19 protein-coding genes are annotated in these 17591 nt (G+C 68.0%); 13 read left to right on the top strand and 6 right to left on the bottom strand.

Annotated elements, in window-relative coordinates; translation table 11 throughout:
- Window positions 1–46: 46 nt before the first annotated feature.
- The 8 genes from ccmA (at window position 47) to tenA (ending at window position 7447) form a co-directional block, all read left to right on the top strand.
- Window positions 47–685, top strand: coding sequence for a heme ABC exporter ATP-binding protein CcmA (ccmA, locus tag ACP2AH_RS11185; protein WP_425105866.1), 639 nt, complete (start codon window positions 47–49; stop codon window positions 683–685).
- A complete protein-coding gene (gene ccmB / locus ACP2AH_RS11180; RefSeq protein ID WP_425105865.1) occupies window positions 682–1353 on the top strand; it encodes a heme exporter protein CcmB in 672 nt (223 codons plus the stop codon). The genes ccmA and ccmB overlap by 4 nt, the downstream gene beginning before the upstream one ends.
- Before the next feature lie 375 nt (window positions 1354–1728).
- Window positions 1729–2283 carry a F0F1 ATP synthase subunit delta gene (locus ACP2AH_RS11175; protein WP_425105864.1) on the top strand — a complete coding sequence of 185 codons (555 nt, stop codon included), beginning with the start codon at window positions 1729–1731 and terminating at the stop codon, window positions 2281–2283.
- On the top strand, window positions 2283–3815 hold the full coding sequence (gene atpA, locus ACP2AH_RS11170) for a F0F1 ATP synthase subunit alpha (protein ID WP_244450186.1): 1533 nt from the start codon (window positions 2283–2285) through the stop codon (window positions 3813–3815). The genes ACP2AH_RS11175 and atpA overlap by 1 nt, the downstream gene beginning before the upstream one ends.
- Before the next feature lie 24 nt (window positions 3816–3839).
- On the top strand, window positions 3840–4721 hold the full coding sequence (locus ACP2AH_RS11165) for a F0F1 ATP synthase subunit gamma (RefSeq protein WP_425105863.1): 882 nt from the start codon (window positions 3840–3842) through the stop codon (window positions 4719–4721).
- Window positions 4722–4746: 25 nt separating this feature from the next.
- On the top strand, window positions 4747–6180 hold the full coding sequence (gene atpD / locus ACP2AH_RS11160; RefSeq protein ID WP_425105862.1) for a F0F1 ATP synthase subunit beta: 1434 nt from the start codon (window positions 4747–4749) through the stop codon (window positions 6178–6180).
- Between the two features lie 68 nt (window positions 6181–6248).
- Window positions 6249–6665, top strand: coding sequence for a F0F1 ATP synthase subunit epsilon (locus ACP2AH_RS11155; protein WP_425105861.1), 417 nt, complete (start codon window positions 6249–6251; stop codon window positions 6663–6665).
- Between the two features lie 92 nt (window positions 6666–6757).
- Window positions 6758–7447: a thiaminase II gene (gene tenA, locus ACP2AH_RS11150; RefSeq protein ID WP_425105860.1), complete on the top strand. Its 690-nt coding sequence runs from the start codon at window positions 6758–6760 to the stop codon at window positions 7445–7447.
- Between the two features lie 62 nt (window positions 7448–7509).
- On the opposite strand, the gene infA is transcribed toward tenA, so the two are convergent.
- Both infA and ACP2AH_RS11140 read right to left on the bottom strand, forming a co-directional pair.
- Window positions 7510–7791 (bottom strand): translation initiation factor IF-1, encoded by a 282-nt coding sequence (gene infA / locus ACP2AH_RS11145; RefSeq protein ID WP_013168254.1) that lies wholly within the window; start codon window positions 7789–7791, stop codon window positions 7510–7512.
- Between the two features lie 154 nt (window positions 7792–7945).
- Complete coding sequence (locus ACP2AH_RS11140; protein WP_244450191.1) at window positions 7946–9379, bottom strand: DEAD/DEAH box helicase; 1434 nt, start codon at window positions 9377–9379, stop codon at window positions 7946–7948.
- 293 nt (window positions 9380–9672) lie between these two features.
- On the opposite strand from ACP2AH_RS11140, the gene ACP2AH_RS11135 reads away from it, so the two are divergent.
- Entirely contained in the window at window positions 9673–10401 is a 729-nt protein-coding gene (locus ACP2AH_RS11135; RefSeq protein ID WP_421699233.1) for a class I SAM-dependent methyltransferase, read from the top strand.
- 2 nt (window positions 10402–10403) lie between these two features.
- Window positions 10404–11246 carry a nucleotidyltransferase domain-containing protein gene (locus ACP2AH_RS11130; RefSeq protein WP_425105859.1) on the top strand — a complete coding sequence of 281 codons (843 nt, stop codon included), beginning with the start codon at window positions 10404–10406 and terminating at the stop codon, window positions 11244–11246.
- 65 nt (window positions 11247–11311) lie between these two features.
- Here ACP2AH_RS11130 and metW read toward each other — a convergent pair whose 3' ends face one another.
- Window positions 11312–11965 (bottom strand): methionine biosynthesis protein MetW, encoded by a 654-nt coding sequence (gene metW, locus ACP2AH_RS11125; protein WP_425105858.1) that lies wholly within the window; start codon window positions 11963–11965, stop codon window positions 11312–11314.
- Complete coding sequence (gene metX / locus ACP2AH_RS11120) at window positions 11965–13152, bottom strand: homoserine O-acetyltransferase MetX (RefSeq protein WP_425105857.1); 1188 nt, start codon at window positions 13150–13152, stop codon at window positions 11965–11967. Before metX ends, metW begins: the two co-directional genes overlap by 1 nt.
- A gap of 133 nt (window positions 13153–13285) precedes the next feature.
- Here metX and ACP2AH_RS11115 point away from each other — a divergent pair, with 133 nt between their 5' ends.
- From ACP2AH_RS11115 to ACP2AH_RS11105, 3 genes are all read left to right on the top strand, one after another.
- On the top strand, window positions 13286–14218 hold the full coding sequence (locus ACP2AH_RS11115) for a chorismate mutase (RefSeq protein ID WP_425105856.1): 933 nt from the start codon (window positions 13286–13288) through the stop codon (window positions 14216–14218).
- A 69-nt stretch (window positions 14219–14287) separates the two neighbouring features.
- Window positions 14288–15412 carry a histidinol-phosphate transaminase gene (gene hisC, locus ACP2AH_RS11110; RefSeq protein ID WP_425105855.1) on the top strand — a complete coding sequence of 375 codons (1125 nt, stop codon included), beginning with the start codon at window positions 14288–14290 and terminating at the stop codon, window positions 15410–15412.
- Window positions 15402–16337 carry a prephenate/arogenate dehydrogenase family protein gene (locus ACP2AH_RS11105; RefSeq protein WP_425105854.1) on the top strand — a complete coding sequence of 312 codons (936 nt, stop codon included), beginning with the start codon at window positions 15402–15404 and terminating at the stop codon, window positions 16335–16337. The genes hisC and ACP2AH_RS11105 overlap by 11 nt, the downstream gene beginning before the upstream one ends.
- Window positions 16338–16357: 20 nt before the next feature.
- Here ACP2AH_RS11105 and ACP2AH_RS11100 read toward each other — a convergent pair whose 3' ends face one another.
- Together ACP2AH_RS11100 and ACP2AH_RS11095 are read right to left on the bottom strand one after the other, a co-directional pair.
- A complete protein-coding gene (locus ACP2AH_RS11100) occupies window positions 16358–16732 on the bottom strand; it encodes a VOC family protein (RefSeq protein WP_425105853.1) in 375 nt (124 codons plus the stop codon).
- A 55-nt stretch (window positions 16733–16787) separates the two neighbouring features.
- A complete protein-coding gene (locus ACP2AH_RS11095) occupies window positions 16788–17495 on the bottom strand; it encodes a helix-turn-helix transcriptional regulator (RefSeq protein ID WP_425105852.1) in 708 nt (235 codons plus the stop codon).
- Window positions 17496–17591: the final 96 nt, after the last annotated feature.

The following is a 17591-nucleotide window of genomic DNA, read 5'->3' as shown; positions in this document are numbered from 1 at the left end:
GGAAATTTGTGCGGCGCGTCGGCAGCTTCTGGGCGCGGGGCCTCTGATGCGGCTGGTGGTAGCTGATCTCGCCTGCCGACGCGGCGTGCGCCTGCTTTTTCAGGGGCTCGGCTTCACCCTCGAGGCGGGACGAGCGCTCATCGTCACCGGCCCGAACGGGACCGGCAAATCCTCGCTTCTGCGCCTTCTCGCCGGGCTGGCGCGGCCAGAGGCGGGCACGCTGCGCCTCGACGGCGCTCCGGAGCCGGACGATTTCGCCGAGGAGACGCATTATCTCGGCCATCTCGACGCGCATAAGCCCTCGCTTTCCGCGCAGGAGAATCTCGCCTTCTGGCGCGCCATGCTCGGCCGTCCCGCGCTTTCCGTCGGCGCGGCGCTGGAGGGGGTCGGGCTCGGCGGGCTGGAGCGGCTGCCGGTGGCGGTGCTCTCGGCCGGGCAGAAGCGCCGCCTGGCGCTGGCACGTCTCCTCGTGGCGCAGCGCCCGCTTTGGCTGCTCGACGAGCCGACGACGGCGCTGGACGTGTCCGCTCAGGCGCGCTTCGGCGAGCTTGCGCGGGCGCATGTGGCGGCGGGGGGGCTGATCGTCGCCGCCACCCATGCCCCGCTTGATTTCGGGCCCAGCGACGCGCTCGACCTCGGGGCCTGGCGGCCGGCGAGGACCCTGCTTCAGGAGGAAGGGCTGTGAGCCGGGCGTTCCTGGCGCTGCTCGCCCGTGACCTGCGGCTCGCCTTCCGCGCCGGCGGCGGGGCGGGGCTCGGCGTCGTCTTCTTTCTTGCTGTGGTCGTGGTGACGCCCTTCGCCATCGGGCCGGATCTCGCGCTTCTCGCCCGCATCGGCCCGGCGATTCTGTGGATCGGCGCGCTGCTCGCCTCGCTGATCGGGCTCGACCGCCTGTTCGCGGCGGATGCGGAAGATGGCGCGCTCGATGTGCTCGCCATGGCCCCGCTGCCGCTGGAACTGGTGGCGGCTGCTAAGGGGCTGGCGCACTGGATCGCCACTGGCCTGCCGCTGGTGGTGGCCGCGCCGGTGCTGGCGCTGCTGCTCAACCTCGCCCCCGCCTCCATCGGGGCGCTGACGCTGACCCTGCTGGTGGGCACGCCCGCCATCACCTTTCTCGGCCTGATCGGAGCCGCCTTCGCCGCCGTGTTCCGGCGCGGCGGGCTGCTGGTGGCGGTGCTGGTGATGCCGCTGACCATCCCCGTGCTGATTTTCGCCGTCGCCACGACCGCCACGGCGCTGGGCGGCACCGTGCCCTTCGGCACGCCGTTCCGGATCCTGCTTGGCCTGTCACTGGCGGCGCTTGTGCTCGGCCCGGTGGCGGCGGCGGCGGCGCTGCGGGTGGCGCGCGACTGATCCCGCGTCGCCTGCCGACGGCTCGGCACCGGGCTCTGGTATGCCAGAGCCCGCGACATCCTCGCGCAGGGGTGGAAAAGCCGGTGCATCAACGGGCGGGCGGCGCGGTGCAACAATGCGCCGCAGGGCCCGCAAAGCCTTGTGGCATCATGAGATGGCGCGGCGGCGGGGAATCTGTGGCTGCTGCGTCAGTTGCCCCGGTTTTTCCCTCACGCGCTCGTGTTGCAGCATGCGGAGAGCCGTGTTAGGGAACCGCCGACTTCGCTGTCGGGTAAGGGAAACCCCTACGCCGCCTTGAGTTCACATCCTTCCAGTCCGGAAGAAGCGTCCCCTCCCGGGCGGCGCGCTCTCCGGACGAGCCCCGAGAGAGGCAACGTGGCCGAGACCTACGTATCCGGAGTGGCAGGACGCTACGCGACGGCGCTCTTCGAGCTGGCCCGCGACGCCCATGCCGTCGATGCGGTGAAGGCGGACCTTGACCGTTTCAGCGCGATGATCGCCGAGAGCGCCGACCTGAAGCGCCTCGTGCGTAGCCCGGTCTTCTCCTCCGAAGAGCAGGAGAAGGCGGTTGCCGCCCTGCTCGCCAAGGCGGGCATCACCGGCCTCGCCGCCAACTTCTTCAAGACCGTGGCGGCCAACCGCCGTCTGTTCACGGTCGAGACCATCATTCGCGACTTCAGCCTGCTCGTCGCCGCCTATAAGGGCGAGGTGACGGCGGAAGTCACCGTGGCGCAGCCGCTGTCGGAGGCCCACGCCGCTACGCTGAAGCAGTCGCTCGACACGCTGACCGGCAAGGACGTCAAGCTCGCCATCGAGGTGGATCCCTCGCTCCTGGGCGGCCTGAAGGTCAAGGTCGGCTCGAAGCTCGTCGACGCTTCCCTCAAGACCAAGCTCAATTCGATCCGCACTGCGATGAAAGAGGTTCGCTGATGGATATCCGCGCCGCTGAAATTTCCGCGATCCTCAAGGAGCAGATCAAGAATTTCGGCCAGGAAGCCGAAGTCTCCGAGGTCGGTCAGGTCCTCTCCGTCGGTGACGGCATCGCCCGTATCTACGGTCTCGACAACGTCCAGGCGGGCGAGATGGTCGAGTTCGAGAACGGCACGCGCGGCATGGCGCTGAACCTCGAAATCGACAATGTCGGCGTCGTCATCTTCGGTTCCGACCGCGAGATCATGGAAGGCCAGACGGTCAAGCGCACCGGCGCCATCGTCGACGTTCCGGTCGGCAAGGGTCTGCTCGGCCGCGTCGTCGACGCCCTCGGCAACCCGATCGATGGCAAGGGTCCGATCGAATACACCGAGCGCCGCCGCGTCGACGTGAAGGCCCCCGGCATCATTCCGCGCAAGTCTGTGCATGAGCCGATGCAGACCGGCCTCAAGGCCATCGACGCGCTGATCCCGATCGGCCGTGGCCAGCGCGAGCTGATCATCGGCGACCGCCAGACCGGCAAGACCGCCGTGGCGCTCGACGCGATCCTGAACCAGAAGCCGCTGAACGCCGGCGATGCGCCGGAGAGCCAGAAGCTGTATTGCGTCTATGTCGCGGTCGGCCAGAAGCGCTCCACCGTCGCCCAGTTCGTGAAGGTGCTGGAAGAGCAGGGCGCGCTGGAATATTCCATCGTCGTCGCCGCCACTGCGTCCGACGCCGCGCCGATGCAGTTCCTGGCGCCGTTCGCCGGCACCGCCATGGGCGAGTTCTTCCGCGACAACAGCATGCACGCCCTCATCATCCATGATGACCTGTCCAAGCAGGCCGTGGCGTACCGCCAGATGTCGCTGCTGCTGCGCCGCCCGCCGGGCCGCGAAGCCTATCCCGGCGACGTGTTCTATCTCCACTCGCGCCTGCTCGAGCGCGCCGCCAAGCTCAATGATGAGAACGGCGCCGGCTCGCTGACCGCCCTCCCGGTCATTGAGACCCAGGCCAACGACGTGTCGGCCTACATCCCGACCAACGTGATCTCGATCACCGACGGCCAGATCTTCCTCGAGTCCGACCTGTTCTTCCAGGGCATCCGCCCGGCGGTGAACGTCGGCCTCTCCGTGTCGCGCGTCGGCTCCTCGGCGCAGATCAAGGCGATGAAGCAGGTTGCCGGCAAGATCAAGGGCGAGCTCGCCCAGTATCGCGAGCTGGCGGCCTTCGCCCAGTTCGGCTCGGACCTCGACGCCTCGACCCAGAAGCTGCTCAACCGCGGTGCCCGCCTCACTGAGCTCCTGAAGCAGTCGCAGTTTGCGCCGCTGAAGGTCGAGGAGCAGGTCGTTGTGATCTATGCCGGCACCAATGGCTATCTCGACGCCCTGCCGGTGTCGAAGGTGCGCGAGTTCGAGCAGGGCCTCCTGCTGTTCCTCCGCTCCAAGCATGCCGACATTCTCGACACCATCCGCACCTCGAAGGAACTTTCGAAGGACACCGCCGACAAGCTCGTGAAGGCGCTTGATGCCTTCTCGAAGACTTTCGCCTGATCGGCAGAGCGGAGCATCGGGTAGATGGCCAGCCTTAAGGATCTGCGCAATCGCATCGCTTCGGTGAAGGCGACGCAGAAGATCACCAAGGCGATGCAGATGGTCGCCGCCGCCAAGCTGCGGCGCGCCCAGCAGGCGGCCGAGGCCGCGCGTCCCTATGCCCAGCGCATGGAGAGCGTGCTCGGCAACATCGCCAGCGCGATTTCCGGCGGGCCGGACGCGCCGCTGCTGCTGACCGGCACCGGCAAGGACGAGACGCATCTGCTCATCGTGCTGACCGCCGAGCGCGGCCTGTGCGGCGCCTTCAACTCCTCGATCGTCCGTCTCGCCCGTGAGCGCGCTTTGTCGCTGATGGCGCAGGGCAAGACGGTCAAGATCTTCTGTGTCGGCCGCAAGGGCCACGACGCGCTGCGCCGTCAGTTCGAGAAGCAGATCGTCGAGGCCGTCGAGTTGCGCGCCAACAAGGGCGCCACCTTCGCCGACGCGCAGAAGATCGCGGAGAAGATCGGTGCCATGTTCGCCGCCGGCGAATTCGACGTGGCGACGCAGTTCTTCAGCCGCTTCCAGTCGGTGATCTCGCAGGTCCCGACCGCGCAGCAGCTCATCCCGGCGACCTTCGCCGCCCCCGCCGAAGCGCCCAAGGGCAGCGAGGCGGTCTATGAATACGAGCCGGGCGAGGCCGAAATCCTCACCGACCTGCTGCCGCGCAATCTCGCGGTGCAGATCTTCAAGGCGCTGCTCGAGAACGGCGCGTCCGAACAGGGCGCGCGCATGAGCGCGATGGACAACGCCACCCGCAACGCGGGTGAAATGATCAAGAAGCAGACTTTGACCTACAACCGCACCCGTCAGGCGATGATCACGAAGGAACTTATCGAGATCATCTCCGGCGCCGAGGCGCTGTGAGGCAGGACCCGGAAGGACGACGAACATGGCTAATGTCGGACGCATCACGCAGGTCATCGGCGCCGTCGTGGACGTGCAGTTCGAGGATCACCTCCCGGAGATCCTGAACGCGCTGGAGACGACCAATCAGGGCAACCGCCTCGTGCTCGAGGTCGCCCAGCATCTCGGTGAGAACACCGTGCGCACCATTGCCATGGACTCGACCGAAGGTCTGGTCCGCGGCACCAAGGTGACGGACACCGGCGGCGCGATCTCCGTGCCGGTCGGCGAGGCGTGCCTCGGCCGCATCATGAACGTCATCGGCGAGCCGGTGGACGAAGCCGGCCCGCTGGTCGGCGAGACCACCCGCGGCATCCATCAGCCGGCCCCGTCCTATGCCGAGCAGTCGACCGAGGCGGAAATCCTCGTCACTGGCATCAAGGTGGTGGATTTGCTGGCGCCCTACTCCAAGGGCGGCAAGGTCGGCCTGTTCGGCGGCGCCGGCGTCGGCAAGACCGTGCTCATCATGGAGCTCATCAACAACATCGCCAAGGCGCACGGTGGCTACTCCGTGTTCGCCGGCGTGGGCGAGCGTACCCGCGAGGGCAACGACCTCTACCACGAGATGATCGAGTCCAAGGTGAACGTCGATCCGCACGAGCACAATGGCTCGTCGGCTGGCTCGAAGTGCGCGCTGGTCTATGGCCAGATGAACGAGCCCCCGGGCGCCCGCGCCCGCGTCGCGCTCACCGGCCTCACCGTCGCCGAGCATTTCCGCGACCAGGGCCAGGACGTGCTGTTCTTCGTCGACAACATCTTCCGCTTCACCCAGGCGGGTTCGGAAGTGTCGGCGCTGCTCGGCCGTATTCCCTCGGCGGTGGGCTATCAGCCGACGCTGGCCACCGACATGGGCGCGCTGCAGGAGCGCATCACCACCACGACCAAGGGCTCGATCACCTCGGTGCAGGCCATTTACGTGCCCGCCGACGACCTGACCGACCCGGCGCCGGCCGCCTCCTTCGCCCATCTCGACGCGACCACGGTTCTGTCGCGCTCGATCGCGGAAAAGGGCATCTACCCGGCGGTGGATCCGCTCGACTCCACCTCGCGCATTCTCTCGCCGCTCGTCATCGGCGAGGAGCACTACAATGTGGCGCGCCAGGTGCAGCAGACGCTGCAGCGCTACAAGTCGCTGCAGGACATCATCGCAATCCTGGGCATGGACGAGCTCTCGGAAGAGGACAAGCTCACCGTCGCCCGCGCCCGCAAGATCGAGCGCTTCCTGTCGCAGCCCTTCCACGTCGCCGAAGTCTTCACCGGCTCGCCCGGCAAGCTCGTCGACCTCGCCGACACCATCAAGGGCTTCAAGGGCCTGGTGGAAGGCAAGTATGATCACCTCCCGGAGCAGGCCTTCTACATGGTCGGCACCATTGAAGAGGCGATCGAGAAGGGCAAGAAGATGGCTGCCGAGGCCGCGTGATCCGCGCGCCCCGGCCCTGACGGCACGGGGCGTCGATCATTGACGCTGACGCATCCCCTGGAGGATCCATGGCCACCTTCCCGTTTGAACTCGTCTCGCCCGAGCGCCTCGTCTATTCCGGCGCGGTGACCGAGGTGATCGTCCCTGGCGCCGAGGGCGAGTTCGGCATCCTTGCCGGCCATGCGCCCTTCGTGTCGACGCTGAAGCCTGGCGTGCTGACGATCAAGGGCGATGGCGGCCCGAAGAAGCTGTTCGTGCGTGGCGGCTTCGCTGAAGCCAACCCGGCGGGCCTCACCGTGCTGGCCGAGACCGCCATCCCGCTCGCCGAGCTGAAGGCGGAAAATCTCGCGCAGATGATCCGCGACGCGCAGGAAGATGTCGAGGACGCCCGCGACGAGAATATCCGGGCCAGCCGCCAGCAGTTCCTTGAACAGCTGAAGTCCGCGGCGGCGGCGATCGAGGCGGACGCCCGCACGTCGCACTGAACCATCCGGCACGGTTTTGCCGCCGGGGAATCAGACCAGTATGATCCGGGCCGCTGTCACCAGCGGCCCTTTTCATGTCAGGAGGAAACGCCATGAGCGACGGCTCGACCCTCAGCGCCCATTCCTTCAGCGCGCACGCCTGGGGCCGTAACCTGCCGACCTATGAGGCGATCCGCACCATGCCGTTCAACGCCGCGCTGGCGGACGGCACACTCTCGGGCGAGCGCTTCCGCCATTACATGATTCAGGACGCGCATTATCTCATCGCCTTTGGCCGGGCGCTGGCGATTGCGGCGGCGAAGGCGGAGGACCCGGACGAACTGGTGCAGTTCGCGGAAGCCGCGAAGGTCGCGGTGGTGGTGGAGCGTTCGCTGCACACCGATTTCTTCAACAGCTTCGGCGTCGATGCGGACGAGTTCGCGCGCACGCCGATGTCGCCGGTGTGCCACCACTATTCCAACTTCCTGATCGCCACCGCCTATGCCGAGCCCTATCCAGTGGCACTGGCGGCGCTGCTGCCCTGCTTCTGGATCTATGCCGAGGTCGGCCGAGACATTCTGGGCCGCGCGGTGCGGCCGAACCCCTATGATGCCTGGATCGACACCTATGCCGGGGAGGAATTCCACGAGGCGGTGCGGGCGGTGATCGCCACCACCGATCGTGCGGCCCATGGCGCGTCGCCGGCCGTGCTCGCGCGCATGCATGCGACCTATAAGCGGGCCACGGAACTTGAATGGATGTTCTGGGATTCGGCCTGGCGCCTCGCCGACTGGCCGGTCTGACCGGCGGGGCGAAGGGCGCGAGGCGAGGGCAGGCGGGGCGGCCGGGCGAAACGCCCGGCGCCTCAGCGGCGACGGCCCGGAGGCGGACGGCGCTGGCCGCTGCCGATCGGCGGGGTCGGTCCACCGGTCTTGTGACGGAAATTGATACGTCCGCGCTCAAGGTCATAAGGCGACATCTCGACGACGACGCGGTCGCCGACGATGGTGCGGATGCGGTTCTTCTTCATCTTGCCCGCCGCATAGGCGAGTATCTCGTGTTCATTGTCGAGCACGACGCGGAAATTGCCGTCGGGCAGAACTTCCGTCACGGTGCCGTCGAACTCGAGCAGTTCCTCTTTCGCCATTAATGGCTCTCCTCGTACAGGCTGCTGCCGGCCTTGCCGCTAGGCCAATACCCTGCCGGCCGGCATTTGTCTTGTCCTGATAATGCTGCGCGGCAGCAAACACCAGAGGACCCCGCGCTCCTTTCGGTGCGCGGGGTGTTCGCGACCCGATAGATCAGGGCGCGGCGTTGTAGGCCTTGCGGCGCGGCGGGCGGCGGCCCTCGCGCGGCGGACCCTCGCGGCGAACGCCGTCGGTGCGGCCTTCGTGGCGCGGGCCGTCATGGTGCGGCCGATCATGGCGGGGACCGTCCTTGCGGGCCTCGCCCTCGGGACGGGGGCCGCGATTGAACGGGCGGGCGCCGCGCGGGGCGTCGCTGCGCGGGCCACGCGGCCCGCGTTCCTCGCGCGCCGGGCGCGGGCCATCGGAGCGGAAGCCTTCTAGGCGCGGCGCGCCTTCGCGGCGGCTCTCGCCACGGCGGTCGACCGAGGGGATGGTGATCTTGATCAGCCGCTCGATGTCGCGCAGGAAAGCGCGCTCCTCGCCGTCACACAGCGAAATGGCGATGCCTTCGCGGCCGGCGCGCGCGGTGCGGCCGATGCGGTGGACATAGCTTTCCGGCACGTTGGGCAGGTCGTAATTGATCACATGGCTGACGCCCGGCACGTCGATACCACGCGCGGCGATGTCGGTGGCGACAAGCACCTTGACGACACCTTGGCGGAAGGCGGCGAGCGCCCGCTCACGCTGCGGCTGCGACTTGTTGCCATGGATCGCCTCGGCGGCGATGCCGGCCCCGGCAAGCCCCTTCACCACGCGGTCGGCGCCATGCTTGGTGCGCGAGAACACCAGCGCGCGATCGAGATCGGGCTCGGAGAGCACTTCGACCAGCAGGTTCGGCTTGCCGGCGCGGTCGGTGAAGAACACCTTCTGCTCGATGCGGTCGGCGGTCTTGGCGACCGGCGTCACGGCGACGCGCACCGGATCGGTCAGCAGCGAATCCGCCAGCTTCTCGATCTCGCGCGGCATGGTGGCGGAGAAGAACAGGTTGCGACGCTTGGCCGGCAGCCGGGCGCAGATGGCGCGGATGGCATGGATGAAGCCCATGTCCAGCATCTGGTCGGCCTCGTCGAGAACGAGCACCTCGACCATGTCGAGCCGAACCGCGTTGTTCTCCAGGAGGTCGACGAGGCGGCCGGGGGTCGCCACCAGCACGTCGACGCCATTGGCGAGCGCGCGGGCCTGACGGCCGATCGGCACGCCGCCAATGGCGAGCGCGGTGGAGGGGCGCACATGCTTGCCATAGAGGCGGAAGCTCTCAAGGATCTGGCCGGAGAGTTCGCGGGTCGGGCTCAGCACCAGCGCGCGGGCCGAGCGGCGCTCGGGACGGAAGCGGTGGGTGACGAGGTGCTGCAGGATCGGCAGCGCGAAAGCGGCGGTCTTGCCGGTGCCGGTCTGGGCGATGCCGATGAGATCGCGGCCCGCGAGAACTTGCGGCACGGCCTGAATCTGGATCGGGGTGGGCGTGGTGTGGTTGGCTTCCGCGAGGGCCTTCAGGATCGGCTCGGCAAGGCCGAGTTCGTTGAAAGTGGTCAAGTAGCGTTCTTTCATGGGCGATTGCGTCCGCGCGCACGAGCAGCGCGAACCGCGAATCACGGGGTGTTGAGACACCCCGCGTGGCCTGGGACGTCGGCGATTTCCGATGATGAGGGGCCGAAGACTGCCGCGGCTCAGAAGTGGAGGCGGAAAAGCGGCCAGGAAAACCTGACCGGATCCGGCTCCCAGCCGAAGCGGACATCGAGCGACGCGGCCCCGATGCGGACGAAGCGACCGCATGCCCCGCCTATGTGGCGCAAAAGGGTGGTGATTTCAAGGCGTCATCGCGCAGGCTATAAGCTTCGGCCATGTATCCTGACGTTGTCGGCCTTCGCAGCTTCTATGCCCAGCCCATCGGCGTGGTGACACGCCGCCTTGTCGGCCGGGCCATTCGTGCCCGCGCCGGCAATATGCGCGGGCTGTCCGTTCTCGGTATGGGCTACGCCACGCCCTATCTCGGCATGTTCCGCGAGGAATGCGAGCGCGCCCTCGCATTCATGCCGGGCGCGCAGGGGGTGACACGCTGGCCCTCCGCAGCCCCGACCCTCGCCGCGCTGGTGGACGAGACCGAATTGCCGCTGCGCGCGGGCATGATCGACCGGGTCATCGCCGTGCATCTTCTGGAGATGACGCCCGATGCCGGCGAGGTTCTGCGCGAGGTGTGGCGGGTGCTGGCGCCGGGCGGACGGCTGATCTGCGTGGTGCCGAGCCGTCGCGGCGTGTGGGCGCGCACCGAGAATAACCCGTTCGGCCACGGGCGGCCGTTCTCGCGCACCCAAATCACGGATCTGTTGCGCGGCGCGCTGTTCACGCCCGTGGGCTGGGACGAGGCGCTCTACATGCCCCCCGTGCCGCGCAACTGGTTCCTGCGCTCAGCCGTGGCCTGGGAGCGCGTGGGCGCCACGCTGGCGCTGCCCTTTGCCGGGGTACATGTCGTCGAGGCGACGAAGCAGGTTTACAAGCCCGTGCCCACCAAGCGCCGCGCCCGCCTGGCCGTGTTCGAGCCCGTGATGGCGCCGCAGCCGATGGGGGGGTGAGAATGCGTGAAGAGACGCGCCTGCGCTGTCTTTCGCCCGGGATGGACGCCGATATCGTTGCGGCCATCGACGACCGGCTTGCGGCCATTTGCGTGACCCATGGCGTTCAGATCCCGCTCGCCATCGAGAGCGGAAGTCGGGCGTGGGGATTCCCCTCGCCGGACAGCGACTATGATTGCCGCTTCATCTATGTCCGTCCGCTGGACGACTATCTCGCGCTGTTCCCTAAACGCGACGTGATCGAAACGCCGGTGGATCGGATATTCGATGTGGGCGGGTGGGACCTTGCGAAGGCGTTGACCCTGCTGCTGAAGGGCAATGCGGTGGTGGTCGAGTGGCTTACCTCGCCGATCATTTATGGCGCGGATGACGCGTTTCGGTCGGAAATGCTGGCGCTCGCCCAGCGCGTCACAGACCGCACGCTCATCCTCCGCCACTATCTTCACCTCGGTGAGCGCATCCGGCGTACCGATCTGCCCGATCCAGCCGATGTGCCGCTGAAGAAGCTGTTCTATGCGCTGCGCCCGGCCCTCATGCTGCGCTGGATGCGCCTTCACCCGGCCCAAGCCTTCGGACCGATGCACTTCCCGACACTGGTCGGCGATGCAGAACTTCCCGGCCGATTGGAGGCCATCATCGCCGATCTTCTGTCCCGCAAGGCCGTTACGCGGGAACTCGGCAATGGCACGATGCCGCCGGAAATCGCGGCATTCATGGACGCCGAATTTGACGAGGCGCGTCGGGGGCTGGCGCTGAAGCAGGTCCGTGCGAATGAAGAGCCCCGCCGCGAAGCCGAGCTGTTCTTCCGGCGGATGGTCAGCAGGTTTGGCGACGCAGCCCGCTGATCTTTCGCGGGCACCGGTCCTGTCTTGGAACGCCCGGAACTGCAGCCAATGACGGGATCCCGCCCTCACCCCTTCCGCGACAGCAGAAACACCGCCTGTTCGCCGAGCAGGTTCCACACCGCCCAGGGCAGGTTGAAGCGCACCGGGTGGCCATAGCCGTTGAGAGCGGCGGCGCGGTCGATGCGGGCGCCCACCTCTTCCACCAGCGCGACGAAATCGCGGATGGTGCAGAAATGGATGTTGGGCGTGTCGTACCAGCTGTAGGGCAGATTTTCCGTGCTCGGCATCCGTCCGTTCAGCAACAGGTCGAGCCGCATCCGCCAGAAGCCGAAATTGGGGAAGGAGACGATGGCGTGGCTGCCCACCCGAAGCATCTGCTCCAGCACCCATTTCGGACGGCGCGTCGCCTGGATGGTCTGCGAGAGGATGACATAGTCGAAGGAATTGTCGGGATAGTCGGCGAGGTCGACATCGGCGTCGCCCTGAATGATGGGAAGCCCGCGCGCCACGCCGGCATTCACCCCCTCGCGCGACAGCTCGATGCCACGCGCGTCGCAGCCGCGCGTGGTGGCGAGCAGTTCCAGCAGCTCGCCGTCGCCCGAGCCGACATCGAGCACGCGCGAACCCGGGCGCACCATGTCGGCGATGAGCAGCAGGTCGACGCGCTTGCCGGATGCCGCCCGCGCGGCTTCGCTCATGGTGCGGTCGCGCGCGGCCATCAGGACACTCCCACGGCGCGCGCGGCGGAATCGATGAAGCCGCGCGTGATGGCGAAGAATTCCGGCTCGTCGAGCAGGAAGGAGTCGTGGCCCTTGTCGCTCTCGATCTCGGCGAAAGACACCTGCGCGCCCGCCGCGTTGAGCGCGTGGACGATGGCGCGCGAATCCGCCGTGGTGAACAGCCAGTCTGAGGTGAAGGAGACGAGGCAGAAGCGGGTCGTCGTGCCCCGGAAGGCATTGGCCAGCACGCCGCCATACTCCCCGGCGAGGTCGAAATAATCCATGGCGCGGGTGACATAGAGATAGGAATTGGCGTCGAACCGGTCGACGAAGGCCTCGCCCTGGTGGCGCAGATAGCTCTCCACCTGGAAGTCGGCGTCGAACGAGAACGTGTGCCCGTCGCGGTCCTGCAGCCGCCGGCCGAATTTCCGGTGCAGCGAGGAATCCGACATATAGGTGATGTGCGCGGCCATGCGCGCCACAGCGAGGCCACGGCGCGGGCTGGTGCCCTCGGTGAGATAGCGTCCGCCGCGCCATTCCGGATCGGCCATGACAGCTTGGCGGCCGACCTCGTGGAACGCGATGTTCTGCGCGGAGTGGCGCGCGGCGGTGGCGATGGGCATGGCGGCGAAGACGCGCTCGGGATAGCTCGCCGCCCATTGCAGCACCTGCATGCCGCCCATGGAGCCGCCCACCACCGCGAGCAGCTTGTCGATGCCGAGATGGTCAATGAGCATGGCCTGCGCCCGCACCATGTCGCGGATCGTCACCACCGGCAGGTCGAGCCCATAAGGCTGGCCGGTGGCCGGATTGGTGGAGGAGGGGCCGGTGGTGCCGAGACAGCCACCGAGCACATTCGAGGCGATGACGAAGCAGCGTTCGGTGTCGATCGGCTTGCCCGGCCCGACCAGCGTCTCCCACCAGCCCGGCTTGCCGGTGACCGGGTGGACATTGGCCGCGTGCTGGTCGCCCGACAGCGCGTGGCAGAGCAGGATGGCGTTGGAGCGCGCCGCGTTCAGCGTGCCATAGGTCTGGTAGGCGATCTGGAACGGGGTCAGGACGCCGCCGGCATCGAGGGCGAGCGGCTTGTCGGCGCCGAAGCGCACCACGGCGGAATGCGGATGGTCCGCTTCGCCGCGGGCGGCTTCATAGGCCGGAAGATCGCGCAGGGCCGTTGTGTCGGACATGGGAACCGTCATACCGGACGAAGAGTTCGTTATACCGGACGATGCGATGATCCCACAGCCGGCACTTGTCAATAGAGCGCTGCGTCAGATTTTGCTTTGCGCGGCGCCCGCGTGAGGTTTACGACAAGCCGCCATGGACATGAAGGCCCACACTCAGGACGCGCCGCAAAGGGCGGTTTCTCCGGCTTCCGACGCCGCCGCGCCGGATCTCGGCAGCCTGCGCGCGGAGATCGACCGCATCGATGCACAGATGCACGCGCTTTTGATCGAGCGCAGCCAGATCATCGACCGGCTGGTGGCGGTAAAGCGGGCGCAGGGCACTGAGAGCGGCTCGGCCTTCCGCCCGGCGCGCGAGGCCTCCATGATGCGCCGGCTGGTGGACCGCCACCGCGGGATTCTGCCGCTCGACACGGTCGAAGGCATCTGGCGGGTCATCATCTCCACCTTCACCTATGTGCAGGCGCCTTACGCGGTGCATGCCGATCTCGCCTCCGGGGAGGCGGCGATGCGCGACGCTTCGCGCTTCCATTTCGGCTTTACCGTTCCGTTCATCGGCCATATGGGCGCCTCCGGCGTGGTGGCGGCCGTGGCGCGTTCGCGCGGCGATCTCGGCCTGGTGCCGGCCTTCGCCTCGCCCTCCGCCGGCGCGTGGTGGACGGCGCTGGAAGGCCCCCACACGCCGAAGATCATCGCCCGCCTGCCCTTTGTCGAGCGCGCCGACCATCCCGCCGGCCTGCCGGTGTTCTGCATCGCTCATCCGGTGACGGACGGGGCGGTGACGGAGGTGGAGGCGTGGAGCCTGCACGTCTCCGGCTGGAATGCCCAGGCGGCCCGGGCGCTGGCGCCGCTGGCCGATGTGATCGCCGTGCCCGATCGCGGGCTCGACGGCGCGGCGCTGCTCGCCTCGATTCCGGTCGGCGGGGCGGTCAGCCTCGACACGGTGCTGGCGGCGCTGCGCGAAAGCGGCGCGTCTGTGCGCGCGGCGGCACTCGTCGGCAGCCATGCCAGCCGCTATACCCATGCGCCGGCGCTGCACGCGCCCGTCACCCACGCGCCGACGGCTTGACCCCGGCGCCTTTCCGCTCCTTCTCCTCGCGACTTCCCTCTCCCCGACCGTCTCCCTTGGAGCCCCGTCATGTCGACCGCCCCCCGTCCCAACCGTCCCGTCCCGCGCGCCGGCGTTCTGGCGATCGAGGCCTATGTGCCGGGCAAGTCGCAGGGCGGCCCGGGGGTGAAGGTGCATAAACTCTCGGCGAACGAGAATCCGCTCGGCCCCAGCCCGAAGGCGGTTGCCGCCTTCCAGTCGGCGAACGCGCTGGAGCTTTATCCCGACGGCTCGTCGACCAAGCTGCGCGAGGCCATCGCCGCCCAATATGGGCTTGATCCCACGCGCATCGTTTGCGGCACCGGCTCGGACGAGCTGTTGATGCTGACCGCCGCCGCCTTTGCCGGGCCGGGCGACGAAGTGCTGTATTCGCAGCATGGCTTCCTCGTCTACCGCATCGCCGCGCTGGCGGCGGGGGCGACGCCGGTCGTGGCGCCGGAGAAGGACTATCGCAGCGATGTCGACGCACTGTTGGCGGCCGTGACCGAGAAGACCCGCGTGGTCTTTCTCGCCAACCCCAACAACCCGACCGGCACCTATCTGCCCTTCGACGAGGTGAAGCGGCTGCAGCGCGGCCTGCCGCCGCATGTGCTGCTGGCGCTCGATGCCGCCTATGCCGAATATGTCCGCCGCAACGACTATGAGGCGGGTATCGAGCTGGTGGCGACCTGTTCGAACGTTGTCATGCTGCGCACCTTCTCCAAGATTTACGGCCTCGCGGCGCTGCGGGTCGGCTGGCTCTACGGGCCGGCCGAGGTGGCGGACGCGATCAACCGCATTCGCGGGGCGTTCAACGTTTCCGCCCCCGGCCTAGCCGCCGCCGTCGCGGCCATCGAGGACACGGCCCATGTGGAGACCGCCGTGGCGCATAATGAGACCTGGCTGCCTTGGCTGGCGCAGGAACTCACCGCGCTCGGGCTGACTGTGACGCCAAGCGTCACCAACTTCCTGCTGGTGCATTTCCCGCAGACCCCCGGCCGCACGGCGAAGGAGGCGGACGCCTTCCTCAGCCAGCGTGGGCTGATCCTGCGGCGGGTGGATTCCTACGGCCTGCCAGACGCGCTGCGCGTGACCATCGGCACCGAGGAGGCCAATCGCCTGCTGGTGGAGGCGCTGAAGGCGTTCATGGGCGGGGAGGCGGGCCATGGTGCTTGACCCGCCGCTGGCGCATCCGCTCATCGGCCGGCTGACCGTCATCGGCATCGGGCTGATCGGTTCGTCCATCCTGCGCGCGGTCAAGGCGCGCGGGCTCGCCGGCACGCTGGTGGCCTATGATGGGTCGGAGGCGGTCCGTGATCGCGTTCTCGATCTGGGCATCGCCGATCTCGTCGCCGCCACGCCGGCGCAGGCGGTGGCGGGCTCCGACATCATCATCCTGTGCGTGCCGGTCGGCGCCATGGGCGCGGTGGCGGAGGCGATCGCCCCGCATCTGAAGCCGGGCGCCATCATCTCCGATGTCGGCTCGGTGAAGGGCGCCGTGGTGACTGCGCTGCGCGCGCATCTGCCGGCCAATGTTCACATCGTGCCCGGCCATCCCGTGGCCGGCACGGAATATTCCGGTCCGGATGCCGGCTTCGCCACCCTGTTCAAGAATCGCTGGTCGATCCTCACCCCGCCCGAGGGCGCCGACCCCGCGGCGGTGGCAACGCTGTCCGGGCTGTGGACGGCCATGGGCGCCAATGTCGAGACGATGACGCCGGAGCACCATGATCTGGTGCTGGCCATCACCTCGCATGTGCCGCATCTCATCGCCTACAATATCGTCGGCACGGCGGCGGACCTTGAGGCGGTGACGCAGTCCGAGGTGATCAAATACTCGGCCGGCGGCTTCCGCGACTTCACCCGCATCGCCGCCTCCGACCCGACCATGTGGCGCGACGTGTTCCTCAACAACCGCGAGGCGGTGATCGAGGTGCTCGGCCGCTTCACCGAGGATTTGATCGCGCTGCAGCGGGCGATCCGCTGGGCGGAGGGCGACAAGCTGTTCCAGCTGTTCACCCGCACCCGCGCCATCCGTCGCTCGATCATCGAGATCGGTCAGGAAACCGCCGCGCCGGATTTCGGCCGCTCCCACGACTGAGGCGCGAGGGCTGCCTGGGCCTATGGCGCGTCATTGAGGGCGTAGACCCGCAGCCGGTGGCCATCGGGATCGAGCGCGACGAAGCTGCGGCCGAAATCGAGATCGGTCGGCGGCAGGGCGATCGCTACCCCCTTCGTCGCCCAGTTCTCATAGGCGGCGTCGACGGCGGCGGGATCGGCGACCTTGAAGCCGATCTCATTGCCGCCCGCGCGCAGATGCGGCCGCGGCGTCACCCCATCGCGCTGCCACAGGCCGAGCATCATGCCCGGTGCCAGCGGCAGCAGGGCGAAGGTCGCACTCTGCTCCACCGGCGCACGGTCCAGCAGCGCGCCGTAGAAGCGGGCGCTGGCGGGCGCATCGTTCACATAAAGAAGAATATTGCTGGCGTCGGTCATGTCGTCCCCCGAAGATTCGAGGGGCAAGCATAGGCGGCACTGCTGCCAATTTATGTCAGCAGGATTCGGGCTTTTGCGAAGCGGCCGCCTGCTTCGCCAGCTTCCATTGCCGGATCAGTTCCGCCCGTCGCACGGGGTAGCGCGCTTCCCGGATGTCCGCCCGCGTGATGCGGTCGGTGCGGAAGCTGCGGAAGGCGCCGCGCAGTTCGCACCAGCCGATGAGCAGCCGCACCTGGTCGAAAAAGGCCAGCGCGAAGGGCCAGACGATGCGCTCGCTCGCTGTGCCGGCCGCGTCGAGATAGGCGAGGGAGAGCTTGCTCTCGGTGCGGATCGCCTTGCGCAGCAGAGCGGAGTCGATGGAATCGGCCGGAATGGCGGCGCCGGGGGCCACGAACAGCGCCGAGGCTTCCATCTCGGCGCGCAGCTCCGCCGGCAGCACGGCGCCGATGCGCGCGAGCGCCGACAGTGCCGCCTCGGCCAGCGGGCCATCCGCCCGCCCTGCCACCCAGCGCGAGCCGAGCACCAGCGCCTCGATTTCCTCGGGCGGAAACATCAGCGGCGGCAGCAGGAAGCCCGGGCGCAGCACATAGCCGACCCCGGCCTCGCCCTCAATGGTCGCGCCCTGGGCCTGTAGCGTGGCGATGTCACGGTAGAGGGTGCGCAGGCTCACACCGATCTCGTCGGCGAGCACGCGCCCGCTCACCGGCTGGCGGTGGCGGCGCAGGACGTGCAGCAGATCGAACAGGCGCTCGGAGCGGGACATGCGCCGAGACTAGTCGCATCCGCCACTGCCTGAAAATGGCAGCAGCGCCGCACGGGTCTCCGCCGTGCGGCGCTGCCTATTGCCTCGTGTCGTCCG

It is taken from the genome of Ancylobacter sp., assembly GCF_965249975.1.
Classification (GTDB): Bacteria; Pseudomonadota; Alphaproteobacteria; order Rhizobiales; family Xanthobacteraceae; genus Ancylobacter.
This window is presented reverse-complemented; position numbering and strand designations above follow the sequence as displayed.